The 24,574-nt window shown below is 72.1% G+C and carries 21 protein-coding genes; 14 read left to right on the top strand and 7 right to left on the bottom strand.

The features are described from left to right. Positions 1–86: 86 nt before the first annotated feature. Positions 87–1,103: a 4-hydroxy-3-methylbut-2-enyl diphosphate reductase gene (locus tag ACF061_RS06630; protein ID WP_392265703.1), complete on the bottom strand. Its 1,017-nt coding sequence runs from the start codon at positions 1,101–1,103 to the stop codon at positions 87–89. Positions 1,104–1,305: 202 nt separating this feature from the next. Here ACF061_RS06630 and xseA point away from each other — a divergent pair, with 202 nt between their 5' ends. Both xseA and ACF061_RS06640 read left to right on the top strand, forming a co-directional pair. Continuing rightward, the gene (xseA, locus tag ACF061_RS06635) at positions 1,306–2,514 is read left to right on the top strand and encodes an exodeoxyribonuclease VII large subunit (protein WP_392265704.1); all 1,209 of its coding nucleotides are present in this window, start codon (positions 1,306–1,308) and stop codon (positions 2,512–2,514) included. Between the two features lie 9 nt (positions 2,515–2,523). Further along, on the top strand, positions 2,524–2,760 hold the full coding sequence (locus tag ACF061_RS06640; RefSeq protein WP_392265705.1) for an exodeoxyribonuclease VII small subunit: 237 nt from the start codon (positions 2,524–2,526) through the stop codon (positions 2,758–2,760). A gap of 40 nt (positions 2,761–2,800) precedes the next feature. Here the strand turns inward: ACF061_RS06640 and ACF061_RS06645 are convergent, their stop codons facing one another. Continuing rightward, on the bottom strand, positions 2,801–3,334 hold the full coding sequence (locus tag ACF061_RS06645; protein ID WP_392265706.1) for a DUF4245 domain-containing protein: 534 nt from the start codon (positions 3,332–3,334) through the stop codon (positions 2,801–2,803). 127 nt (positions 3,335–3,461) lie between these two features. On the opposite strand from ACF061_RS06645, the gene glpX reads away from it, so the two are divergent. After that, positions 3,462–4,496, top strand: coding sequence for a class II fructose-bisphosphatase (glpX, locus tag ACF061_RS06650; protein WP_392265707.1), 1,035 nt, complete (start codon positions 3,462–3,464; stop codon positions 4,494–4,496). 399 nt (positions 4,497–4,895) lie between these two features. Here the strand turns inward: glpX and ACF061_RS06655 are convergent, their stop codons facing one another. Together ACF061_RS06655 and ACF061_RS06660 are read right to left on the bottom strand one after the other, a co-directional pair. After that, positions 4,896–5,267 (bottom strand): WhiB family transcriptional regulator, encoded by a 372-nt coding sequence (locus ACF061_RS06655; protein WP_392265708.1) that lies wholly within the window; start codon positions 5,265–5,267, stop codon positions 4,896–4,898. A 147-nt stretch (positions 5,268–5,414) separates the two neighbouring features. Next, a complete protein-coding gene (locus tag ACF061_RS06660) occupies positions 5,415–6,116 on the bottom strand; it encodes a DUF1707 domain-containing protein (protein WP_392265709.1) in 702 nt (233 codons plus the stop codon). Positions 6,117–6,307: 191 nt separating this feature from the next. On the opposite strand from ACF061_RS06660, the gene ACF061_RS06665 reads away from it, so the two are divergent. The 4 genes from ACF061_RS06665 to ACF061_RS06680 all read left to right on the top strand — a co-directional run bounded on the left by ACF061_RS06665 (position 6,308) and on the right by ACF061_RS06680 (position 12,834). Continuing rightward, entirely contained in the window at positions 6,308–7,978 is a 1,671-nt protein-coding gene (locus ACF061_RS06665) for a fumarate hydratase (RefSeq protein WP_392265710.1), read from the top strand. Positions 7,979–8,210: 232 nt separating this feature from the next. Then, the gene (locus tag ACF061_RS06670; protein WP_392265711.1) at positions 8,211–9,599 is read left to right on the top strand and encodes a class II fumarate hydratase; all 1,389 of its coding nucleotides are present in this window, start codon (positions 8,211–8,213) and stop codon (positions 9,597–9,599) included. 71 nt (positions 9,600–9,670) lie between these two features. Continuing rightward, the gene (locus ACF061_RS06675) at positions 9,671–10,363 is read left to right on the top strand and encodes a DUF402 domain-containing protein (RefSeq protein WP_392265712.1); all 693 of its coding nucleotides are present in this window, start codon (positions 9,671–9,673) and stop codon (positions 10,361–10,363) included. Between the two features lie 308 nt (positions 10,364–10,671). Next, on the top strand, positions 10,672–12,834 hold the full coding sequence (locus tag ACF061_RS06680) for a SpoIIE family protein phosphatase (protein ID WP_392265713.1): 2,163 nt from the start codon (positions 10,672–10,674) through the stop codon (positions 12,832–12,834). Positions 12,835–13,117: 283 nt separating this feature from the next. Here the strand turns inward: ACF061_RS06680 and ACF061_RS06685 are convergent, their stop codons facing one another. After that, on the bottom strand, positions 13,118–15,544 hold the full coding sequence (locus ACF061_RS06685; protein WP_392265714.1) for a transglycosylase domain-containing protein: 2,427 nt from the start codon (positions 15,542–15,544) through the stop codon (positions 13,118–13,120). Positions 15,545–15,815: 271 nt separating this feature from the next. Between ACF061_RS06685 and ACF061_RS06690 the strand changes: the two genes are divergently transcribed. The 5 genes from ACF061_RS06690 (at position 15,816) to ACF061_RS06710 (ending at position 20,849) form a co-directional block, all read left to right on the top strand. Further along, the gene (locus tag ACF061_RS06690) at positions 15,816–16,787 is read left to right on the top strand and encodes an SPFH domain-containing protein (protein WP_392265715.1); all 972 of its coding nucleotides are present in this window, start codon (positions 15,816–15,818) and stop codon (positions 16,785–16,787) included. Next, positions 16,784–17,032, top strand: coding sequence for a hypothetical protein (locus ACF061_RS06695; protein WP_392265716.1), 249 nt, complete (start codon positions 16,784–16,786; stop codon positions 17,030–17,032). The genes ACF061_RS06690 and ACF061_RS06695 overlap by 4 nt, the downstream gene beginning before the upstream one ends. A 207-nt stretch (positions 17,033–17,239) precedes the next feature. Further along, positions 17,240–17,767, top strand: coding sequence for a PadR family transcriptional regulator (locus tag ACF061_RS06700; protein WP_392265717.1), 528 nt, complete (start codon positions 17,240–17,242; stop codon positions 17,765–17,767). Next, positions 17,764–18,453 (top strand): ABC transporter ATP-binding protein, encoded by a 690-nt coding sequence (locus tag ACF061_RS06705; protein ID WP_392265718.1) that lies wholly within the window; start codon positions 17,764–17,766, stop codon positions 18,451–18,453. The genes ACF061_RS06700 and ACF061_RS06705 overlap by 4 nt, the downstream gene beginning before the upstream one ends. After that, positions 18,450–20,849 (top strand): ABC transporter permease, encoded by a 2,400-nt coding sequence (locus tag ACF061_RS06710; RefSeq protein WP_392265719.1) that lies wholly within the window; start codon positions 18,450–18,452, stop codon positions 20,847–20,849. Before ACF061_RS06705 ends, ACF061_RS06710 begins: the two co-directional genes overlap by 4 nt. 55 nt (positions 20,850–20,904) lie before the next feature. Here ACF061_RS06710 and ACF061_RS06715 read toward each other — a convergent pair whose 3' ends face one another. Further along, the gene (locus ACF061_RS06715) at positions 20,905–21,864 is read right to left on the bottom strand and encodes a hydrogen peroxide-inducible genes activator (protein WP_392265720.1); all 960 of its coding nucleotides are present in this window, start codon (positions 21,862–21,864) and stop codon (positions 20,905–20,907) included. A gap of 133 nt (positions 21,865–21,997) precedes the next feature. On the opposite strand from ACF061_RS06715, the gene ACF061_RS06720 reads away from it, so the two are divergent. Next, positions 21,998–22,552, top strand: coding sequence for a peroxiredoxin (locus tag ACF061_RS06720; protein WP_392265721.1), 555 nt, complete (start codon positions 21,998–22,000; stop codon positions 22,550–22,552). 3 nt (positions 22,553–22,555) lie between these two features. After that, positions 22,556–23,089, top strand: a complete 534-nt coding sequence (locus ACF061_RS06725; RefSeq protein WP_392265722.1) for an alkyl hydroperoxide reductase — start codon at positions 22,556–22,558, stop codon at positions 23,087–23,089. Between the two features lie 30 nt (positions 23,090–23,119). Here the strand turns inward: ACF061_RS06725 and ACF061_RS06730 are convergent, their stop codons facing one another. Beyond that, entirely contained in the window at positions 23,120–24,487 is a 1,368-nt protein-coding gene (locus tag ACF061_RS06730) for an AI-2E family transporter (RefSeq protein ID WP_392265723.1), read from the bottom strand. Positions 24,488–24,574 lie beyond the last annotated feature (87 nt).

The following is a 24,574-nucleotide window of genomic DNA, read 5'->3' on the forward strand; positions in this document are numbered from 1 at the left end:
CACGGCTCCGGCCCGGCCGCGGCCGGGCGCGCGCGGCACGGGCGGCGCGGGTGGCCTGCCACCCGCGCGTTCGCGGCCGGTGGCGGTCAGCCCTTAGCCGGGCCCGATCCGCCGCGCTCGGCGACCAGTGCCGCCGCCTCCTCGCGCAGGTCCCGGCGCAGCTCCTTCGGCAGGGAGAAGGTGATGGACTCCTCGGCCGCCTTGACGATCTCCACGTCCTCGAAGCCGTGCCGCGTGAGCCACTCGAGCACCTGCTCGACCAGGACGTCCGGCACCGACGCGCCCGAGGTCACGCCGACCGTCGACACGCCCTCCAGCCAGGCCTCGTCGATCTCGTCGGCGAAGTCCACGAGGTAGGCACGGTCCGCGCCCGCGAGCTTGGCGACCTCCACCAGCCGCTTGGAGTTGGAGGAGTTGCGGGAGCCCACCACGATCACCAGTTCTGCCTCGGCGCCCATCTGCTTGACGGCGAGCTGACGGTTCTGCGTGGCGTAGCAGATGTCGTCGCTGGGCGGGGAGAGCAGCTGCGGGAACTTCTCCTTGAGGGCGTCCACCGTCTCCATGGTCTCGTCCACCGACAGCGTGGTCTGCGACAGCCAGACGACCTTCGACGGGTCACGGACCTCGACCTTCGCGACGTCCCCGGGGCCGTCGACGAGCTGGATGTGGTCGGGGGCCTCGCCGGAGGTGCCGATGACCTCCTCGTGGCCCTCGTGCCCGATCAGCAGGATGTCGTAGTCGTCGCCCGCGAACCGGACGGCTTCCTTGTGGACCTTGGTGACCAGCGGGCAGGTGGCGTCGATGGTGGCGAGCCGGCCGCGCGCGGCCTCCTCGTGCACGACGGGCGCCACGCCGTGCGCCGAGAACATCACGATGTTGCCCGGCGGCACCTCCTCCGTCCGCTCGACGAAGACGGCGCCCTTCTTCTCCAGGGTCTGCACGACGTACTTGTTGTGGACGATCTCGTGCCGGACGTACACCGGAGCCCCGTACTGCTCCAGGGCTTTCTCGACGGCGATCACGGCGCGGTCCACACCCGCGCAGTAGCCGCGGGGGGCGGCGAGCAGGACACGGCGGCCAGACGTAGCGGTCATGGCACCCATCGTAAGGCCGCCCGACGGGTCCGAAGATCGTGCCGCCCGGGCGACGACGCGGTCCGGCCGCCCGCCCAACCGGGCCGGGACCGCCCCGCGACGCGCCGGCCGTGCGGTGAAGCCGCTGCCGCCGGGACCCGCCGCGCCCGGTCCCGCCCCGGCCGCGGCCGGAGGGCGGACGCTGTCGGTGGCGGCGGCTACTCTCGCGGACATGGCCATCTCCACGTCCCCCGAAGCTCCCCTGCCCGTCGGCGAGGTCTCACGGCTCATCGGCGGCTGGATCGACCGGCTCGGCGCGGTCTGGGTCGAGGGCCAGATCACGCAGCTGTCGCGGCGGCCGGGCGCGGGCGTGGTCTTCCTGACACTGCGCGATCCGTCGCACAACATCTCCGTCGGGGTGACCTGTTACCGCGAGGTGTTCGACGCCGTCGCCGACGTGGTCGGCGAGGGCGCGCGCGTCGTCGTGCACGCCAAGCCCGAGTGGTACGCCCCGCGCGGGCAGCTGTCGCTGCGGGCCGCCGAGATCAGGCCGGTGGGGGTCGGCGAACTGCTGGCCCGGCTGGAGCAGCTGAAGAAGAACCTGGCCGCCGAGGGGCTGTTCGCGCCCGCGCGGAAGAAGGCCCTGCCCTTCCTGCCGCAGCTGATCGGCCTGGTCTGCGGGCGGGCCTCCGCCGCGGAGCGGGACGTGCTGGAGAACGCCCGGCACCGCTGGCCCGCCGTCCGCTTCGAGGTGCGCAACGTCGCCGTGCAGGGCGTGCACGCCGTCCCGCAGGTCGTACAGGCCGTCAAGGAGCTCGACGGGATCGACGAGGTGGACGTGATCGTCGTGGCGCGCGGCGGCGGCAGTGTCGAGGACCTGCTGCCGTTCTCCGACGAGCAGCTGGTCCGCGCGGTCGCCGCGTGCCGTACCCCCGTGGTCTCCGCGATCGGGCACGAACCGGACACCCCGCTGCTGGACTACGTCGCCGATCTGCGGGCCTCCACCCCCACCGACGCCGCCAAGAAGATCGTCCCGGACGTCGGCGAGGAGTACGAGCGGGTACGGCAGCTGCGCGACCGCGCGCGGCGCTGCGCACGGGCGCAGGTGGAGCGGGAGGAGCGCGGGCTGGCCCACGCGCTCTCACGGCCCTGTATGGAGGATCCGCACCGGATGATCGACGAGCGCGCGGACCACGTCGCCGCGCTCCTCGACCGGAGCCGGCGCACCCTGCGGCACCTGCTGGACCGCGCCGACTCCGAGCTGGCGCACACGCACGCCCGAGTGGTCGCCCTCTCGCCCGCCGCGACGCTGCGGCGCGGGTACGCGGTCCTTCAGCGGGCCGACGGCCATGTGGTCCGCGACCCCGCCGAGGTGGCGGCCGACGAGGCGCTGCGGGCGCGGGTGGCCGGGGGCGAGTTCACGGTTCGGGTCGACACATAGGGTGGGCGGATGACAAGCAAGGCAGCACCGGCCGAGGAGACGCTCGGCTACGAGCAGGCACGCGACGAGCTGATCGAGGTCGTCCGGCGTCTGGAGGCGGGCGGCACCAGCCTGGAGGAGTCCCTGGCCCTGTGGGAGCGGGGCGAGGAGCTGGCCAAGGTGTGCCGGCGGTGGCTGGAGGGCGCCCGCGCCCGGCTGGACGCGGCGCTCGCCGAGGAGGCGGCCCAGGACGAGGACGACCGGTAGGGCCCGCCCGCCCGCGGCTGCCGGTCCCTCTCGGGAGGGCTCAGGACTCCCTTTTCAGCTGAAGCGCCTGCGCCATCGAAGTCAGCCGGTCGAAGCCGGCCGTGCCGGCCACCACCGTCGTCGAGCCCTTGGCGTCCTCGTGCACGAGGGCGTCGTAGCGGCCGCCGGTGTACCGCGTCCAGGTGCGGCCGCCGATCTCCTGGGTCACCTTGGTGGCATGGCCGCCCTGGCTGGCGTCGGCGATGAAGTCCTTGCGCTTCTGGGTCGACTGCTCGACCGCCACGTACTGGCCCTCGGGATCCTGGAAACCCAGGTGCCACAGGTCGCCCTGGTCGGCCCGGTAGCGGACCGAGGTGGCCTTCCAGCCGTCGGGCAGCCCCTCGGGCGCGGCCACCGGGTACGAGGCCGCGCGGCGTGCCGTGAGCAGTTCGACGCGGTAGTCGACCGCCTTCACGTCGGGAGCGCGATCGTCGTGCGGGACGAAGAGGTAGACGACCCCCGCCGCCAACACGGTCACGCCCAGGGAGGCGACGACGCCCCGGACTGTCTTCTGCTTGCGGTTCGAACCTGCCACGCTTCCTATCGTCGCAGGTGTCCGGCCCGCTCATCCGTGGGGTCCCCTGCTCATTTTGTCTGCCCGGCGATAGAGTCGGGGTCAGAACCCTCATCCGGCCGTCGTCGTATCAGAAAGGTGCGCTCCGATGACCGAGCATCATCATCTGCCGTCCGAGCTGGAAGTCCCCGAAGAGGCTCCCGACCGCAACATCGCCCTGGAACTCGTCCGGGTCACCGAGGCCGCCGCGATGGCCGCGGGCCGCTGGGTCGGGCGCGGTGACAAGAACGGCGCCGACGGCGCCGCGGTCCGTGCCATGCGCACCCTCGTCTCCACCGTCTCGATGAACGGCGTCGTCGTCATCGGTGAGGGCGAGAAGGACGAGGCCCCGATGCTCTTCAACGGAGAGCGCGTGGGCGACGGGACCGGGCCGGAGGTCGACATCGCCGTCGACCCGATCGACGGCACCACCCTGACCGCCAAGGGCATGCCGAACGCGATCGCCGTGCTGGCCGCCGCCGAGCGTGGCGCGATGTTCGACCCGTCCGCCGTGTTCTACATGGACAAGCTGGTCACCGGGCCGGACGCGGCCGACTTCGTGGACATCGACGCGCCGGTGTCGGTGAACATCAAGCGGGTGGCCAAGGCCAAGCGGGCCACGCCCGAGGACGTCACGGTCGTCATCCTGGACCGCCCCCGGCACGAGGGCGTCATCAAGGAGATCCGGGAGACCGGCGCCCGGATCAAGCTGATCTCCGACGGCGACGTGGCCGGTTCGATCCTGGCGCTGCGCGACGGCACCGGGGTCGACATGCTGCTCGGCATCGGCGGCACGCCCGAGGGCATCATCTCGGCCTGCGCCGTGAAGTGCCTGGGCGGCACCATCCAGGGCAAGCTGTGGCCCAAGGACGACGAGGAGCGGCAGCGGGCGGTCGACGCCGGGCACGACCTCGACCGCGTGCTGACCACGGACGACCTGGTCTCCGGCGAGAACGTCTTCTTCGTGGCCACCGGCATCACCGACGGCGAGCTGCTGCGCGGTGTGCGCTACCGCTCGGAGACGGCGATCACCGACTCCATCGTCATGCGGTCCAAGTCCGGCACGGTCCGCCGGATCGACTCCGAGCACCGGCTGAGCAAGCTGCGCGCGTACAGCGCGATCGACTTCGACCGGGCGAAGTAGCGGACCGCCCGCCCCGATCACGCCGGTCCCGTGGGCCGGTCACGGCGATGGGGCGCCCCCGGTGCGGCGGGGCGCCCCATTCGCGCGAGCGGGACAGCGGGCGTGGAGAAACGGCCCACGAGGAGAAGCACCGGTGGGCGCGGGGGCCTCACCTCCTCCAGCGCGGCCGGACGTCCCGGTAGGGCACGTGCGGCGCTGCGACGGGAAAGGCCCACCGGATCGCGGCGTCCGGCACGGCGCTCCTCCGGCCTTCGGCCCGGGGAGCCCGCCACCGCGTCGTCGCATCACCCGGGTACGCCAGCGCGCGGGCGATCAGCACGCGGGGCGGTGCGCCGCCCCGCGTCGCACCGCGCCGGGCCTCGCGAGCTCCTCGGCGGACCTCTCCGGTCGCGGCACCGGCTAGCCCGCTATCCGGCCCGTCGTGCGCGCGGTCTTCTTCAGCTCCATCTCACGGCGGCGGCGGCGGGCCAGGACGACACGGCGCTCGGCCGCGGTCAGCCCGCCCCAGACGCCGTACGGCTCGGGTTGCAGCAGCGCGTGTTCGCGGCACTCGACCATCACCGGGCAGCGCGCACAGACCCGCTTGGCCGCCTCCTCGCGCGAGAGCCGGGCGGCGGTGGGCTCCTTGGAGGGCGCGAAGAACAGGCCGGCCTCGTCGCGCCGGCACACCGCCTCGGTGTGCCAGGGTGCGTCTTGGTCCCTGTCTCGCTCCGGCTCCCGCTGGGCCGGTACGGCAGCGACCTGCAGGGACGAATGCGGCGGTTGCAGCACGGTCTTCTCCTGACGACGGCTTCGCGAGCTGGAGGATGCCGCGAGGATGGGCCCCGCGTGAAGCCACGGCGCCCTCCAAGAGACGATGCAGCAAGCCCTACCCGCTGTACGCGCGCCTATGCACTGAGTTCCCGACCGTACGGTTGGTCAGAGGTGCTTGCGCAACCGCTTGTCGACCTTGCGCTGCACCCGGTCGAGGATGTCCGCGACGAGCTTTCCCCGCTTGGGCCGCGCCTCGACGTTGCCGAGGACGGCCCAGCCGTCGACGTAGACCACGGGCGCGTCGGGTTCGGTTGAATCCAGCGGCTGCACCTCGAAGTTGCCGAGGACGCCCCCGCCGGCGCCGCGCAGCGAGACGTTCTCCGGCACGCGGATCTGGATGTCGCCGAAGACCGAGACCGCCTTGATCACGACCTGCTGGTACTCGAAGATCGCCTCGCTGAGGTCTATCTCGATGCTGCCGAAGACCGAGTAGGCGTGCAGCCGGCGGCCGGCGCGCCAGCGGCCCCTGCGCATGGCGGCGCTGAACACCGCCACCACGTTCTCGTCGGCGTGAGGGGGTATCGCCCCGTCCGCCGGACGGTTCGGCACGGAGGTGTAGGCCGGGGCCGTGCGGCCCTGGTGGGCGGCGGGCAGGTCCTGGATGAAGACCTCCAGCTCGCCGACCGTCTTGGCGCTCAGCACCCCCTCGACGCGCTCGGCGTGCTCGTCGGCGGTCAGGCGGCCCTCGGCGAGGGCTTCGCGGAGGATGTCGGCGATGCGGTCACGGTCGGCGTCCGAGGCGCGCAGCTCGGCGACCGGGGCGGAGGCCGCCGCCGTACGCGGTTCGGTCTGCTTGTGAAGGTCCACGGCAGCAGCGTACCGAAACGCGATAGATCGCGACTACCCTTCGTCGCGCCCTGTGGAGAACCGTCACGGCCGCTCGTGGGCGAGGGAACTGAGCGGGACCTCACAGGCCCGCCGCCGACGGCAGGTTCTACGCTGGTGGGCGCCCGCCGGCGTCGGCGGGCAGCCGTCTGCCGAGTGAGGAATGGGCGAAGATGCCTGAGTTCGCGTACACCGATCTGCTCCCCATGGGTGAGGACACGACCCCGTACCGGCTGGTGACGTCCGAGGGCGTCTCCGCCGTCGAGGGGCCTGACGGGCGTACGTTCCTCAAGGTCGAGCCGGAGGCGCTGCGCAAGCTGGCCGAGGAGGCCGTCCACGACATCCAGCACTACCTGCGCCCGGCCCACCTCGCCCAGCTCCGCCGCATCATCGACGACCCCGAGGCGAGCTCGAACGACAAGTTCGTCGCCCTGGACCTGCTGAAGAACGCCAACATCGCCGCCGCCGGCGTGCTGCCCATGTGCCAGGACACCGGTACGGCCATCGTCATGGGCAAGCGCGGGCAGAACGTCCTCACCGAGGGCGAGGACGAGAAGGCCCTCTCCCGCGGCGTCTACGACGCCTACACCAAGCTGAACCTGCGCTACTCGCAGATGGCCCCGCTCACCATGTGGGAGGAGAAGAACACCGGCTCCAACCTCCCCGCCCAGATCGAGCTGTACGCCACCGACGGCGGCGCCTACAAGTTCCTGTTCATGGCCAAGGGCGGCGGCAGCGCCAACAAGTCGTTCCTGTACCAGGAGACGAAGGCCGTCCTGAACGAGGCCTCCATGATGAAGTTCCTGGAGGAGAAGATCCGCTCGCTGGGCACGGCCGCCTGCCCGCCGTACCACCTGGCGATCGTGGTCGGCGGCACCTCCGCCGAGTTCGCCCTGAAGACCGCGAAGTACGCCTCCGCGCACTACCTGGACGAGCTGCCGGCCGAGGGCTCGCCGCTCGGCCACGGCTTCCGGGACAAGGAGCTGGAGGAGAAGGTCTTCGAGCTGACCCAGAGGATCGGCATCGGCGCCCAGTTCGGCGGCAAGTACTTCTGCCACGACGTGCGCGTGGTCCGCCTGCCCCGGCACGGCGCGTCCTGCCCGGTCGCGATCGCGGTGTCCTGCTCGGCGGACCGCCAGGCGGTCGCCAAGATCACCGCCGAGGGCGTCTTCCTGGAGCAGCTGGAGACGGACCCGGCGCGCTTCCTGCCGGAGACCACCGACGAGCACCTGGAGCAGGACGGCGACGTCGTCGAGATCGACCTGAACCAGCCGATGGAGTCGATCCTCGCCGAGCTGACCAAGTACCCGGTCAAGACCCGCCTGTCCCTGACCGGACCGCTGGTCGTGGCCCGCGACATCGCGCACGCCAAGATCAAGGAGCGTCTGGACGCCGGCGAGGGCATGCCGCAGTACCTCAAGGACCACCCGGTCTACTACGCCGGCCCGGCCAAGACCCCCGCGGGCTACGCCTCCGGCTCCTTCGGCCCGACCACGGCCGGCCGCATGGACTCCTACGTCGAGCAGTTCCAGGCCGCGGGCGGCTCCAAGGTGATGCTGGCCAAGGGCAACCGCAGCAAGCAGGTCACGGACGCGTGCGACGCCCACGGCGGCTTCTACCTGGGCTCCATCGGCGGCCCGGCGGCCCGCCTCGCCCAGGACTGCATCAAGAAGGTCGAGGTCCTGGAGTACGAGGAGCTCGGCATGGAGGCCGTCTGGAAGATCGAGGTGGAGGACTTCCCGGCCTTCATCGTCGTCGACGACAAGGGCAACGACTTCTTCACCGACCCGGCCCCGCAGCCGACGTTCACGTCGATCCCGGTGCGGGGCCCGGGGCTGGCGTAGCGCCCCGGGTGCGGCGGGGGCGGGTCCCCGCCCCCGCCGCGTCTTCCCTGAACCGTCCCCGGCGGGCGCCGCGGCGTCCGGACGTCGGCCCCGCGGCGCCCGGGCGGAGCCCCTCGGGCGGACGGGCGCGGGCGGCGGTGACCACGGCCCCGGTCACCGCAACCACCGCGAGCCCGCCCCCCGTTCGGCCCATACCCGGAACATCCGCGCAGGTTCACGCGCTGTACCGGGTATGAGCGACGAATACCGCATCGAGCACGACTCCATGGGCGAAGTGAGGGTCCCCGCCGACGCCAAGTGGCGTGCCCAGACCCAGCGCGCCGTGGAGAACTTCCCCGTCTCCGGGCAGCGGATCGAGCGCGCGCACATCGAGGCGCTGGCCCGGATCAAGGGCGCCGCCGCGAAGGTCAACGCGGAGCTCGGCGTACTCGACGAGGACGTGGCCCGGGCGATCCAGGACGCGGCGGCGGAGGTCGCCGAGGGCAGGTGGGACGCGCACTTCCCGGTCGACGTGTTCCAGACCGGCTCCGGGACGTCGTCGAACATGAACACCAACGAGGTCGTCGCCACCCTCGCGAGCGAGCGCCTGGGACGGGACGTGCACCCGAACGACCACGTCAACGCCTCCCAGTCCTCCAACGACGTCTTCCCGTCCTCCATCCACATCGCCGCCACCGCCGCCGTCACCAGGGACCTGATCCCCGCCCTCGACCACCTGGCCGGGACACTCGCCCGCAAGGCCGAGGAGTTCGGGGACGTGGTGAAGTCCGGGCGGACGCACCTGATGGACGCCACGCCCGTCACCCTGGGCCAGGAGTTCGGCGGGTACGCGGCCCAGGTGCGGCACGGCGTCGAGCGGCTGAACGCCTCCCTGCCCAGGCTCGCCGAACTACCGCTGGGCGGCACCGCCGTGGGCACCGGCATCAACACCCCGCCCGGATTCTCCGCCGCCGTCATCGAGGAGGTGGCCCGCGTCACCGGGCTGCCGCTCACCGAGGCCCGCGACCACTTCGAGGCGCAGGGCGCGCGGGACGGCATCGTCGAGACCAGCGGGCAGCTGCGGACCATCGCCGTCGGACTGACGAAGATCGCCAACGATCTGCGCTGGATGTCCTCCGGGCCCCGTACCGGACTCGCCGAGATCTCCCTGCCCGACCTGCAGCCGGGGTCGTCGATCATGCCGGGCAAGGTCAACCCGGTGATCCCCGAGGCGGTGCTCATGGTCGCCGCCCAGGTGATCGGCAACGACGCCACCGTCGCCACCGCGGGCGCCGCCGGCAACTTCGAACTCAACGTGATGCTGCCGGTCATCGCCAAGAACGTCCTGGAGTCGATCCGGCTGCTCGCCAACGTCTCCCGGCTGCTCGCCGACCGGACCGTCGACGGGATCGTCGCCCACCGCGAGCGGGCCCGCGAGTACGCCGAGTCCTCGCCGTCGGTCGTCACCCCGCTCAACAAGTACATCGGGTACGAGGAGGCCGCGAAGGTCGCCAAGAAGGCGCTCGCCGAACAGAAGACGATCCGTCAGGTCGTGCTGGAGAGCGGCTACGTCGAGCGCGGCGACCTCACGGCGGAGCAACTGGACGAGGCGCTGGACGTCCTGCGGATGACCCGCCCGTGACCGGTGCTCCCCGGGCGTGAACCGTGACGCCCACCGCAGCGCGGTGTGCCCATGACACCTAGTATCTGCGCATGGCAGACGACGGAGCGGTGCGACGCGTGAGGACGGGCGGTGCGACGGCCCGCTGGGCTCCCGGGAGCCGGATACTGTGGCGGTACCGGGAGAACGGCGGCTCCGGCTTCCACATCGCCCGCCCCGTGACCGTCGTACGCGACGACGCGGAGCTGCTCGTGGTGTGGCTGGCGCCCGGCACGGAGTGCGTGCGGCCCGTGCTCGCCGACGGCACACCGGTGCACCTCGAACCGCTCGCCTCGCGCTACACCAAGCCGCGCGCCGTGCGGCGCGACCACTGGTTCGGCACCGGTGTGCTGAAGCTGGCGAGGCCGGGCGAACCGTGGTCGGTGTGGCTGTTCTGGGAGCCGGGCTGGCGGTTCAAGAACTGGTACGTGAACCTGGAGGAGCCGCTGGCCCGCTGGGCGGGCGGCGTGGACTCCGTGGACCACTTCCTGGACATCACCGTGCAGCCGGACCGCAGTTGGGCCTGGCAGGACGAGGACGAGTTCGCTCAGGCGCAGCGGGACGGGCTGATGGACGCCGCCCAGGCCGAGCGGGTGCGGGCGGCGGGCCGGTCGGCGGTGGAGGTGGTCCGCGCATGGGGGCCGCCGTTCTCGGAGGACTGGCAGCACTGGCGCCCGGACCCCTCCTGGGCGGTACCGTCACTGCCGGAGGACTGGGACCGTACGCCCGCGCACGTGTCCTCATGAGACCCTTGATGCGCCCCTGGGCGGGAAACGTAGGATCGTCCTCCGCAAGGGCGCAGGGAGGCGCGACGCAGGGGCAACTCCCGGCGCACGTACCGAGTCTGACCGGACGTCACCGAGGGGCGGCAGGACGTGAGCGAGGGGGACGAGGGCACCACCCGTGCGGGCCGCGCAGGACCCGCCGGTGACACAGGCACAGCCTCTGACCACGCCGGAAATCCGTTCCTGGGGCACGTATTCCGGGTATCGGGTCTTCGGCGGGACCAACTGCGCGCCCGGCGCGCAGCCCCGGACGGATGGATTCGACACGCGTGACGGAGCAGCCGACCTCCTTCGAACGCCCCCAGCAGGGCGCCGACCCCGCGGACGCCCGCGGGGCACTCCTGCGTACCCCGGAGCCGCCGCAGGCGTTACCGCTTCAGCCCCGCCCGGACGGCGCCTCCCCGTGCCCGGTCCCGGCCCAGAGCGCGGTCGGCGAGCCGCCGCGGGCGACCGGGACCGACGAACCGCGCGCGGGCGAGGCGGGTCCCGCGGCCGGGTACGAGCACGCTCAGCCCATGGCCGCCGAGCCAGACCCGCACCGTCCGCGCCCGGTGCCGGAGGGCATCCCGGCCCAGCCCGACCCGGGCAGCCGGACCACCGGCGCCGCGGGAGCGGCCGGGGTGAGCCGGCCGCCGGGCGCGCCCGGCGGAACCGAGCGGCGCGGCCCCGGCGGCCAGGAGCGGCGGACCGGCCAGACGCTGCCGCCCGGACGGCCGCTGCCGATGCGGCGGGACGGTGACCGGCTGCGGTTCGTCGGCGCGGCGACCCGCCGCATCGCCCGCGGGATGGATCTCGACGAGATCGTCATGGGGCTGTGCCGGGCGACCGTGCCGACCTTCTCCGACGCGATCCTCGTCTATCTGCGCGAGCCGCTTCCCGTGGGCGACGAGCGGCCCGTGGGCCCGCTCGTGCTCCGGCTGCGCCGCACCGACCGGATACCGGCGGAGCGCGACCCGGAGGTCGGGTTCATGCCCGCGCCGGCGCCCGAGCAGCCGGCCGAACTGTCCGTGGTCACCAACGAGCTGTGCGAGGTGCAGCCCGGCAGCGCGCTCGGCGAGGTGCTGCGCGGCGTACGGCCGGTGTTCACCGACGCCCCGCCCGCCCGGGCCGCGCTGACCGAGCTCCTCGGTGACGGTTCCGAGTTGGCCGTACCGAGCGGGCAGCGCGCCATTCTCGCCCCGCTGCGCGGCCGGCGCCGGGTGATCGGCGCCGCGCTCTTCCTGCGCCGTCCGGAGCGCCTGGCGTTCGAGGCCGACGACCTGCTGGTGGCCGCCCAGCTCGCCACCCACAGTGCCCTCGGCATCGACAAGGCGATGCTGTACGGCCGTGAGGCGTACATCGCCGACGAGCTGCAGCGCACCATGCTGCCCGAGACCCTGCCCCGTCCCACGGGCGTGCGGCTGGCCTCCCGCTATCTGCCCGCCGCGGAGACCGCGCGGGTGGGCGGCGACTGGTACGACGCGATCCCGCTGCCCGGCAGCCGGGTCGCCCTGGTCGTCGGCGACGTGATGGGCCACTCCATGACCTCGGCGGCGATCATGGGCCAGCTGCGCACCACCGCGCAGACCCTCGCCGGGCTGGACCTGCCGCCCCAGGAGGTGCTGCACCACCTGGACGAGCAGGCGCAGCGGCTGGGCACCGACCGCATGGCGACCTGTCTGTACGCCGTCTACGACCCCGTCGCGCACCGCATCACCATCGCCAACGCCGGCCACCCGCCGCCCGTCCTGCTGCACCTGGGCGGCCGGGCCGAGGTGCTGCGGGTGCCGCCGGGGGCCCCGATCGGCGTCGGCGGCGTGGACTTCGAGGCGGTGGAACTGGACGCGCCGGCCGGCGGCACGCTGCTCCTCTACACCGACGGTCTGGTCGAGTCCCGGCTGCGCGACGTGTGGACCGGCATAGAGCAGCTGCGCGAGAAACTGGCGGCGACCGCGCAGCTCACCGGCCCCGACCATCCGCCGCCGCTGGAAGCCCTGTGCGACGAGGTGCTCGACATGCTCGGCCCGGGCGACCGGGACGACGACATCGCGCTGCTCGCCGCCCGCTTCGACGGGATCGCGCCGAGCGACGTGGCGTACTGGTTCCTGGACCCGGAGGACTCCGCACCCGGCCGGGCCCGCCGGCTGGCCCGCCGGGCGCTGGCCCGCTGGGGTCTGGAGGAGCTCACCGACTCGGTGGAGCTGCTGGTCAGCGAGGTCGTCACCAACGCCGTGCGGTACGCCTCCCGTCCGGTGACGCTGCGGCTGCTGCGCACGGACGTGCTGCGCTGCGAGGTCGGCGACGACGTGCCGCAACTGCCGCGCCTGCGCCAGGCCCGCGCCGACGACGAGGGCGGCCGGGGACTGTACCTGGTGAACCGGCTGGCCCGCCGCTGGGGCGCGACCCGGCTGAGCACCGGCAAGGTGGTCTGGTTCGAGCTGCACCGGGGCTGACCCGCGTCCGGCCCGGCCCGGGTGACGCACCCGGCCGGGCGAGTCCGGAACGACACGAGCCCGGGTACGACGCGGGTTCGCGTCGTACCCGGGCTCGTGTCGTGCTCCGGGCGGCGGGGCGGGTCGTGCGGCGTGCCGGCGCTCAGCCGGCGGCGCCCCCTCGTTTGGGCTCAGGCCCGGACGCCGTCCGTCCGGACCGGACCCTGTCGGCCTGGGAGCCGCCCCTGCGGTCCGGCTTCCCCCGGACCGCAGGTGACGCACAGGCACCCGGGAGCCCGGCGCGTCACTGGGCGTGCTGCCTGCCGGTCAGCTGCGGCCGGTCGTTCAGCTGCTGGCCGCCGCCCGGATCGAGCGGGTCGTCACCGGTGGCGCTGCCCGAGGGATCCGGCGTGAACGGCGGCGACTGGCTGGGCGGCGCCTGCGACGTGCTCTGGCTGGGCGGCGGGCTGCTCGGCGTCCGGCTGGGCGGCGGGCTGCTCGGCGTCTCGGACGTCGACGGCGGCGGGCTGCTGGGTGTCTGGGAGGCCGACTGAGTCGGCGGCGCGCTGATGGTCGGGCTGTTGGTCGGCTGGACGGCGGCGCCCTGCTTGGTGTCCAGGTCGAACTTGCTGGTGCCGTCCATCACTCCGAAGGTGTACGCCGCCCAGATCTGCGCGGGGTAGCCACCGCCGTTGATGCGGCCGGAGCCCGGGATGAGACCCGTGGCGCCGCTCAGCGTGGTGTGCGCGCCGCTCTTGGAGTCCTCGCCGAACAGGCCGACGGAGGTGACGAGCTTCGGTGTGTAGCCGGTGAACCAGGCCGACTTGTTCTCGTCGGAGGTTCCCGTCTTGCCCGCGACCTGCTGGCCGTCGCGCAGCGGGTTGTCCCGCACCGAGGTCTTGGCCGTTCCGTCGTCGACCACGCCGGTCAGCACCGAGGTGACGGTGTCGGCGGCCTCGCGCGTGATGACCTGGCCGCCGATCGGGTCGGGCATCGTGACCTCGCGGCTCTTCTGCTCGGCCTTGGCGACGATGGTCGGGGTGACCTTCTTGCCGTGGTTGTCGAGGGTGGCGTAGATCCCGGCCATCTCCAGCGGGCTCGCGCCCATGGAACCCAGGGTCTGCGCGGGGACCGCCTGCATGCCCTTGGTGTCCATGCCGAGCCGGTTCGCGACGGACATCACCTTCTGCATGCCCACGTCGATGCCCATCTGGGCGAAGACGGAGTTCACGGACTGGTTCATCGCCGTCTGGACGGTGATGGGACCGTAGTCGTGGTCGTCCTCGTTGGGCGGACCGAAGCCGACCTTGGTGCCGTGGTCGACGGCCTGCCGGCCGCTGGTGCCGTCGTAGATGGTGTTGGCGGTGATCGGCTGGCCTTCCTGGGTCTCGGCGTCGCCGTCGACGGCCGCGGCGAGGATCACCGGCTTGAAGGTGGAGGCGGGCTGGTAGTCCCGCCGGGTGGCGTTGTTGTAGTAGTGCTTGAAGTAGTCCACGCCGCCGTACAGGGCGACGACCTTGCCCGTCTTCGGGTCGACGGAGACGGCGCCGGCCTGGACGTTCCCGTCGACCTTGCGCTTCTTCGCGTCCAGCTTGCCGGTCAGCTGCTCCTTGACCGCCTTCTCCAGCGCGGCCTGCTTCTTCCGGTCGATGTTCAGGGTGATGGTCCAGCCCTGGTCCTCGACCGCCCGCTCCGCCTCGGAGGGGGTGAGGTCCTGCTCCTTGATGAGCTGCTGTTCGAGCTGCTTGTTGGCGAGGGCGATCAGGTAGCCCTTCTGGCCCTCCTGCCCGGGGGTGGGCCTGGGGGCCTTGGGCACCGGGAACGTCATGGTCTGCCGCTTGCCGGCGTCCAGCCAGTGCTGCTCGACCATCTTGTCCAGCACGTAGTTCCAGCGGTTCTTGGCCAGCCGCTTGCCGGCCTCGCTGGCGGCCGCCCAGTCGTACTGGCTCGGCGCCTGCATCAGGGCGGCGAGGTAGGCGCCCTGCTCGACCGTCAGGTCCTGGGCGTCGACGCGGTAGTAGGCCTGCGCGGCGGCCTGGATGCCGTACGCGCCGCGGCCGTAGTAGCTGGTGTTGATGTAGCCCGCGAGGATCTCGTCCTTGGACTTCTTCTGGTCCACCTTCAGCGAGATGACCAGTTCCTTCAGCTTGCGCGAGACGGTCTGGTCCTGGTTGAGGTAGAAGTTCTTGACGTACTGCTGGGTGATCGTCGAGCCGCCCTGGGTGCCCTTGCCGGTCACCGTGTTGAGCAGACCGCGGGCCGTGCCCCTCAGGTCGATGCCCGAGTCGTGGTAGAAGGTCTTGTTCTCGGCGGCGACGAAGCAGTGCTGGACGTCCTTGGGCACCTTGTCCAGGGCCACGCTCTCCCGGTTGACCTTGCCGTCACGGGCCAGGATCGTGCCGTCGCTGTACTTGTAGACGTTGCTCTGACGCTGCGCGTCGGCGTTGCCCTCGGGTATGTCCACCATCATGTAGAGCACGATGAAGGCGCCGATGCCGAGCAGGCAGAGGCCGAAGAACGTGCCGAGGATCTTCTTCCAGGTGAACAGCCGGCGTATCCGGCCCTTGTCCGCCTTCCCCGCTCTGCCGGACCGGCCCGCCGCCCGGCGGGCCGCCGCCCGGCCGCCCGGGGCCGCGCCCCCGACGCCGGCCGCCGGCGTCCCGGACGAGCTCCTGGGCGCGGCGCGGCGGCCACCGCGCTGTCGCGCTCGTCTCTCTTCCGCTCGTCCCATGCGTCCGTCCGCTCCGCTTCCGTCTCGGCTGTCACTCACGTACGTGCAGGTCAGCTCAGAAAGCTAACACCGCCCTCTGTGACAAAGGCCCCGCGATCCGCCCTTTTTCGGACGTGACAATGAGCACCCGCCCCGAAGGAACCGACGCTCCAAACACGCCGAGGGTTGCCAAGGATGCAAAAAGTGTTATCACTTAGCTAGAGGAAAGCTAGTGGCCGCACACCGGGCCACGGTCGATACGTACGCATGCGTACGGGAACGGGGGATCCCCATGTCCGAACAGGGCGCCGCACCCACCACCGGCGGGCCGGACGCGCACGGCGGGCCCGGGACGCCCGACCTGCCCGACATGCCCTCCCCGCAGGTCCGGGAGGTCCCGGCGCACAGCATCAAGGGCGGCCTCGCGCTGCTCCTCGGACTGCTCGGGCTGCTGGCCGCGGTGGCGCTGGTCGTGGGCGGGGCCACCCTCACCGACACCGGCGCCAAGGCCGCGCTGATCGCCGTCGGTGTCGTGGTCGGCGTCGCCGCGCTGCTCGCCATGTGCGGGCTGAACATGGTCGCGCCGGGCGAGGCGCGGGTCGTCCAGCTCTTCGGGCGCTACCGGGGCACCATCCGCGAGGACGGCCTGCGCTGGGTGAACCCGCTGACCTCCCGGGAGAAGATCTCCACCCGGGTCCGCAACCACGAGACCGCCGTCCTGAAGGTCAACGACGCCTACGGCAACCCGATAGAACTGGCCGCGGTCGTGGTGTGGAAGGTGCGGGACACCGCCCAGGCGTCCTTCGAGGTGGACAACTACCTGGAGTTCGTCGCCACCCAGACCGAGGCGGCCGTACGGCACATCGCCATCGAGTACCCCTACGACGCCCACGACGAGGACGGACTGTCGCTGCGCGGCAACGCCGAGGAGATCACCGAGAAGCTCGCCGCCGAACTGCACGCGCGCGTGGCGGCGGCCGGGGTGCAGATCGTCGAGTCGCGGTTCACCCACCTCGCATACGCTCCCGAGATCGCCTCGGCGATGCTCCAGCGGCAGCAGGCGGGCGCGGTCGTCGCGGCGCGGCGGGAGATCGTGGACGGAGCCGTCGGCATGGTGGAGGCGGCGCTCGCCCGGATCGCCGAGCGGGACATCGTGGAACTCGACGACGAACGGAAGGCGGCGATGGTGTCGAATCTGATGGTGGTGCTGTGCGGGGACCGGGCGCCGCAGCCGGTGCTGAACACCGGGACGCTCTACCAGTGACCGAGTCTTCGGAGACCCCGAAGCGCCGGCCGCAGCAGCGCAAGCAGGTGCTGCTGCGGCTGGACCCGTCGGTGTACGACGCGCTGGCGCGCTGGGCGTCGGACGAGCTGCGCTCGGCCAACGCCCAGATCGAGTTCCTGCTGCGCCGCGCGCTGGCGGAGGCCGGCCGGCTCCCGGGCGAGACGGGCCCGCTCCCCCGGCGCGGGCGCCCGCCGGGCAGCCCGCCGCCCCCCAGGCCCCAGTAGCCCGCGGCCCCCGGAGCGCGCGAGCGCTGGATCCGCGCCACGGCACGGCGGCGCGGCCGCAGGCGGCCGCGGCACGGGTCCCGCACTCGCCCCGCCCCTGTAGCGGAACGGTGACAAACAGCCCTCACCTGCGGGGACGTGCCCCGCACCACCGACTGCACACTGGGCGTATACACCGCACGTATACACACTGTGTAGAGTCTTCCCATGTCCATCGGTCACACCCTCCTGGGACTCCTGGAGTCCGGGCCGCGTCACGGCTACGACCTGAAGCGGGCCTTCGACGAGAAGTTCGGTCACGACCGGCCGCTGCACTACGGCCAGGTCTACTCGACCATGTCCCGCCTGCTGAAGAACGGCCTCGTCGAGGTCGACGGGATCGAGGCCGGCGGCGGCCCCGAGCGCAAGCGCTACGCGATCACCGAGGCCGGCATCACCGACGTGCAGCGCTGGCTGGCCACGCCGGAGAAGCCCGAGCCGTATCTGCAGTCGACGCTCTACACCAAGGTCGTCCTCGCACTGCTGACCCACCGCGACGCCGCCGACATCCTCGACACCCAGCGCTCCGAGCACCTGCGCAGCATGCGGATCCTCACCGACCGCAAACGCAAGGGCGACCTGGCGGACCAGCTCATCTGCGACCACGCCCTGTTCCACCTGGAGGCCGACCTGCGGTGGCTCGAACTCACCGCGGCGCGCCTCGACAGACTCCGAGAGGCGGTGACCCGGCGATGACTCCTCCTCCCGGCTCCCTGCTGGCCGCCGAGAACCTGTGCAAGGCCTACGGCCCGACCCTCGCGCTGGACGGCGCCGGGTTCTCCATCCACCCCGGCGAGGTCGTCGCCGTGATGGGGCCCTCCGGCTCCGGCAAATCGACCCTGCTGCACTGCCTCGCCGGGATCGTCACCCCGGACTCGGGGTCGATCACCTACGACGGCCGCGAACTGTCCACCATGTCCGACGCGCAGCGCAGTGCGCTCAGGCGCTCGGAGTTCGGTTTCGTCTTCCAGTTCGGCCAGCTCGTGCCCGAGCTCACCTGCGTGGAGAACGTGGCCCTGCCGCTGCGGCTGAACGGCACCTCCCGCAAGGAGGCCGAGCGGGCCGCGCTCGCCTGGATGCGCCGGCTGGAGGTCGACGACCTGGCCGGGAAGCGGCCGGGCGAGGTGTCCGGCGGCCAGGGCCAGCGGGTCGCGGTCGCCCGTTCCCTCGTCACGGGCCCCAGGGTGCTCTTCGCCGACGAACCGACCGGCGCGCTCGACTCGCTCAACGGCGAGCGCGTGATGGAACTGCTCACCGAGGCCGCCCGGTCCACCAACGCCGCGGTCGTGCTCGTCACGCACGAGGCGCGGGTCGCCGCCTACTCCGACCGCGAGATCGTCGTACGGGACGGGAAGTCCCGGGACATGGAGCGCCTCGCATGAGCGCCCGCCCGTCACCCGCCACCGCCCCGCCCAAGGCGGCTCGCGGCGCCCCTCCGGTCCGTCAGTGGGCCGCCGATCTGCGCCTGGGCGCCAAGTTCGCCTTCACCGGCGGGCGTGAGGGCTGGACCCGGGTACTGCTCACCGCCGTCGGCGTCGGGCTCGGCGTGGCGCTGCTGCTGCTGACGACGGCGATACCGAGCGCGCTGTCGGTGCGCCACGAACGGGACCAGGCGCGCCTGGACTACACCTACAGCCCGAAGCGACCGGCGAAGGCCGACAACACCCTGGTGATCGGGGACGTCGACACGGAGTACCGGGACAAGAGCGTCCGCGGGCGGCTCGTCGAGCCCGAGGGGCCGCGGGCCCCGCTCGCACCGGGCCTGACCGCGTACCCGGCGCCGGGGACCATGGTGGTCTCCCCCGCGCTGAAGGAACTGCTCGACTCCGACGCGGGGAAACTGCTGCGCGAGCGGCTGCCCTACCGGGTGACCGGAACGATCGGCGAGAGCGGCCTGCTCGGCTCGCGAGAACTCGCCTACTACGCGGGCGCCGAACACCTGGCGGAGCGCATCAACGGCTGGCAGGTGGCCCGGATCACCGAGTTCGGGAACCCCAACCGGCTGCCCAGCAAGTCGGACCCGGTGCTGACCCTGCTGGTGCTGGTCGTCTTCGCGGTGCTGTTGATGCCGGTGGCCGTGTTCATCGCCGCCGCCGTCCGGTTCGGCGGCGAGCAGCGCGACCGCAGGCTCGCGGCGCTGCGCCTGGTCGGCTCCGACAGCCGGATGACACGCCGGATCGCGGCCGGCGAGGCGCTCGCGGGCTCGCTGGTGGGGCTGGTCCTCGGCGCCGTCTTCTTCCTGATCGGCCGCCAGGTGGCGGGTTCCGTCGAGGTCTTCGGCATCAGCGTGTTCCCGAGCTACCTCGACCCGACGCCGGCGCTGGCCGTGCTGGTGGCCGTCGCCGTCCCGGCCGCCGCGGTGCTCGTGACGCTGTTCGCGCTGCGCGGGGTGGTCATCGAACCGCTCGGCGTGGTCCGCACCGCCCGGCCCGCGCGGCGCCGGCTGTGGTGGCGGCTGCTGCTGCCGCTGGGCGGGCTCGCGATGCTCTACCCGATGATCGGCCAGGGCCGTTCGGACGGGAACTTCAACCAGTTCCTGGTGATCGGCGGCGTCCTGCTGCTGCTCATCGGGGTGACCGCGCTGCTGCCGTGGGTCGTGGAGGCGGTCGTCGGCCGGCTCGGACCGGGCGGGGTGGCCTGGCAGCTGGCGGTCCGGCGGCTGCAGCTGAGCAGCGGCACGGCGGCCCGGATGGTGAACGGCATCGCGGTGGCGGTGGCCGGGGCGATCGCCCTGCAGATGCTCTTCGCGGGGATCCAGGGCGACTACACCAAGTACTCGGACAACGACCTGAACCGTGCCCAGATGGAGGTCAACCTGCCCCGCGGCACCCCGCCGAAGGCCGCCGTGGAACGGATCGCGGCCGCCAAGGGGGTGCGCAAGGCCACCGTGCTGTCCGGCGCCGACTTCGGCGACCGCTCCTGGCGGGGCGCCGACGGCCCGATGAACTCCGTCAGGTTGACGATCGGCGACTGCGCATCCCTGCGCGAGGTGGCGAAGCTGCCGTCCTGCCGCGACGGGGACGTCTTCCAGGTCCACGGCGGCGACTCCGACGCCGACACCGCGAAACTGATCCAGCCCGGCCGCAAGCTGTACTTCAACGCCGACTACGGCGCGGACCAGGTCAAGGAGGTCATCTGGACCGTCCCCGGCGCCGGCGGCCTGAAGCCCGCCCGCGCCATCGAGGACCCCCGCGGGGAGCTGCGCGGCGGCCTGCTGATGACGCCGGCCGCGGTGCCCGGCGGGACCGCGCGGATCGGCGGCACGGTCTACGTCTCCCTCGACGAGTCGGTGCCCGGCACCCACGAGCACGTGCGCAACGCGGCGGCGGCGGTCAGCCCGCTGACGGCCACCGTGGTCTGGGCGAGCAGCACGCAGGCCACGGAGTTCACCTCCATCCGCACCGGCCTGTACGTCGGCGCCACCTGCGTGCTGGTGCTGATCGGGGCGAGCCTGCTGGTGTCGCAGCTCGAGCAGTTGCGGGAACGCAAGAAGCTGCTGTCGGCGCTGATCGCCTTCGGTACCCGGCGGCGCACGCTGAGCCTGTCGGTGCTGTGGCAGACCGCGATCCCGATCGCGCTGGGCCTGGTGCTGGCCCTGGCGGTGGGGCTGGCGCTGGGCGCGGTGCTGCTGAAGATGACGAGCACGACGGTGAGCGTCGACTGGACGAGCGTGCTGACGATGACCGGCATCGGCGCGGGCGTCGTGGTCATGGTGACCTTCCTGAGCCTGCCGCCGCTGCTGCGGCTGATGCGCCCGGACGGGCTGCGCACGGAGTAGCGTGCGTCGGCGCCGTGGGCCCCCTCCCCGCCGTGGGGAGGGGGCCCGCGCGTCGTCAGGCGGCCGGGTCCAGGACCCGCACGGGCAGGGCCCGCAGGTCCGCGCGCAGGGCGGCGGCGAGTTCCTGGTACTCCGCGCCCCGGGCCGCGCCGCTGCGCATGGCGAGGGCCACCCGGCGGGAGGGCGCCGGTTCGGCGAAGTAGCCGGTCAGGAGCTGGCTGCTGCGGGAGATCTCGACCTTGAGGGCGGTGCGCGGCAGCAGGGTGCAGCCGAGTCCGCCGGCGACGAGCTGGACCAGTGTGGAGAGCCCGGCGGCGGTCGTCGTCACCGGGGCGTTCTCGCGTCCGGCCTCCCGGCAGATGTCGAGGGCCTGGTCGCGCAGGCAGTGGCCCTCGTCGAGGAGGAGCAGGTTCAGCTCCCTCAGCGCCTCGCGCGGTATGCCCTCCCGGCCGCCGAGGCCGTGGTCGAGCGGGGTGACCAGCACGAAGTCCTCGTCGAACAGGGGAAGTTCCACGACTCCGGGCACACCCAGCGGCACGGCGAGGAGCAGCAGGTCGAGCCGGCCGGCGGCCAGTCCGTCCAGCAGGTTGGCGGTCTGCTCCTCGTGGACCTGCAGGTCGAGGTCGGGGTAGCGGCCGTGGACCAGGCGCAGCACGGTGGGCAGCAGGTAGGGGGCGACGGTCGGGATGACGCCGAGGCGCAGTGCGCCGGTGAAGGGCGCCCGCACGGCCTCGGCCTCCTCCATCAGGGCCCCGACCTCGCCGAGCACCGCCTTGGCGCGGACGGCGAGCCGCTCACCCGCGGGTGAGAGCAGCACCCTGCGCGTCGTACGCTCCACCAGGGTCACGCCGAGTGTCTCCTCCAGGGCGGAGACGGCGCCCGAGAGGGCCGGCTGGCTCATGCCGATCGCGGCGGCCGCGTCCCTGAAGTGCAGGTGCTCGGCGACCGCGGCGAAGGCCCGGAGCTGGGAGAGGCTGGGCAGGGACCTTCTCCTGCCGACGTTGCCCACGGTCACTGATAACCACCTCCGATCAACACGACCGAGTGTAGCTATTTCCGTAATCAATCGACCCTGTGCCAACATCAGCAGGGTCCAACCCATGGGAAACACGGGCAAAACCGGTGTTTCTTCGCTGCAAGGAGAGCGTGTGCTCACTGTCGGTGACAAGTTCCCCGAGTTCGATCTGACCGCCTGCGTCTCGCTGGAGAAGGGCAAGGAGTTCGAGCAGATCAACCACAAGACCTACGAAGGCAAGTGGAAGATCGTCTTCGCCTGGCCCAAGGACTTCACCTTCGTGTGCCCGACCGAGATCGCGGCCTTCGGCAAGCTGAACGACGAGTTCGCCGACCGCGACGCCCAGATCCTCGGCTTCTCCGGTGACTCCGAGTTCGTCCACCACGCCTGGCGCAAGGACCACCCGGACCTGACCGACCTGCCCTTCCCGATGATGGCCGACTCCAAGCACGAGCTGATGCGTGCGCTCGGCATCGAGGGCGAGGACGGCTTCGCCCAGCGCGCGGTCTTCGTCGTCGACCAGAACAACGAGATCCAGTTCACGATGGTGACCGCCGGCTCCGTCGGCCGTAACCCCAAGGAGGTCCTGCGGGTCCTCGACGCCCTCCAGACGGACGAGCTGTGCCCGTGCAACTGGAGCAAGGGCGACGAGACCCTGGACCCGGTCGCGCTGCTGGCTGGTGAGTGAGGCATGTCCCTCGACTCCCTGAAGTCCGCCGTCCCGGACTACGCCAAGGACCTGAAGCTCAACCTGGGCTCGGTCATCGGCAACAGCGACCTGCCCGCGCAGCAGCTGTGGGGCACGGTGCTGGCCACGGCGATCGCGTCCCGTTCGCCGATCGTCCTGCGCGAGCTGGAGCCGGAGGCGAAGGCCAACCTGTCGCCGGAGGCGTACCACGCGGCCAAGTCCGCGGCCGCCATCATGGCGATGAACAACGTCTTCTACCGCACCCGGCACCTGCTGTCGGACCACGAGTACGGCACCCTGCGCGCCGGTCTGCGGATGAACGTCATCGGCAACCCCGGTGTCGACAAGGTCGACTTCGAGCTGTGGTCCTTCGCGGTCTCGGCCATCAACGGCTGCGGCATGTGCCTGGACTCCCACGAGCAGGTGCTGCGCAAGGCGGGCCTGGACCGTGAGACCGTCCAGGAGGCCTTCAAGATCGCCGCGGTGGTCCAGGCCGTCGCGACGACGCTGGACGCGGAGGCGGTGCTGGCCCAGTAGCCGGGCCCGCACCACTTCCCGGAGCCCCGTTCACCCCTGCGGTGAGCGGGGCTCCGGCCGTTCCGGCCGCTGTCCGTCCGGCCCGTCGGCCACCGGCGCCGGGGCGGCGCCGGCCGGCACGGCGACGTCCGCCGAAGCGGTGGCGCCGTGCGGGCGGGGGGAGTGGCGCAGCGCCTGCTCGTGGGAGTACTTGCGCAGATAGCCCACCACCGTGTTCGTCACCGCGACCAGCGGCACCGCCACCACCGCGCCGCCGATCCCGGCGATCATGCCGCCCGCGGCGACGGACAGGACCACCGCCAGCGGATGGACGCGGACCGCGCGGCCCAGAATGAACGGCTGCAGCACATGTCCCTCGATCTGCTGCACCGCCAGCACCACCACCAGCACCATCACCGCCGTGAACACGCCCTGGGTGACCAGCGCGACGACCACCGCGAGCGCGCCCGACACCACCGCGCCCACCAGCGGGACGAACGCGAACAGGAAGATGAACACGGCCAGCGGGACCGCCATCGGCACGTTCAGGAAGTAGATCCCCAGGCCGATGAAGATCGCGTCGATCAGCGCCACGATCACCGTGCCCCGCACGTACGCCGTCAGCGTGCGCCAGGCGCGCGGACCGGCGCCGGCCACTCCCGGCCGTGCCGCGGCGGGCACCAGCTTCAGCGTCCACTCCCAGATGCGCCGCCCGTCGTAGAGGAGGAACAGCGTCGAGAACATCGTCAGCAGGATCCCGGTCAGCGCCTCGACCACCACCGTCACGCCCTCCAGCCCGGCGGACGTTATCTGGTCGGTGTTGGCGCCGATCGCCTCCCGCAGGTTCTTGGCGATCTGGTTGATCTGCTTGTCGGTGACGTGGAACGGGCTGTTCAGCAGCCACTTGCGCAGCTCGTCGATGCCGTCCTGGATCTGGCTGGAGAGCGTGTCGATGTTCTCCATGACCTGCCAGGTCACGAACCACCCGATCAGCCCCATGATGACGAAGCCGAGGATCGCGGTGAGCGCGGTGGCCGGCCCGCGCGGCAGGCCGTAACGCCTCAGGCGCGCCACGGTCGGCTGCATCAGCGCGGTGATCAGCAGCGCCGCGACGAAGGCGAGCACCACGAGCTGGACGGCGCTGATGACCCGCATCAGCACCCAGACCGTGCCGGCCAGCACGAGCACCCGCCAGCCGGCCTCCGCGGCCACCCGCACACCCCAGGGCACGGCCTGGGCCGGATCGGGGCGGACCGGTACGACGGTCACGTGGTCGGGCAGCGGCGTGGCGTCCACGGCGGGTTCGGGTTCGGGCCCGCCGTGTTCCTTCTCCACCTCGGCGCGGCGCTCGTCCAACCGCTCACCCATCTCGGTCAGGCCGGCGCCGAGCCTGCCGATCCACCCTGGCACTCGCGACATGATCCGTCCTCTTCCCCCGTCCTTCCCCACCACTCCCCCCTGGAGCCGTTCCGACAGACGCTACATGGCGACAGCCCCTCCCCCTAG

It is taken from the genome of Streptomyces sp. NPDC015220 (assembly GCF_043079345.1).
Classification (GTDB): Bacteria; Actinomycetota; Actinomycetes; order Streptomycetales; family Streptomycetaceae; genus Streptomyces.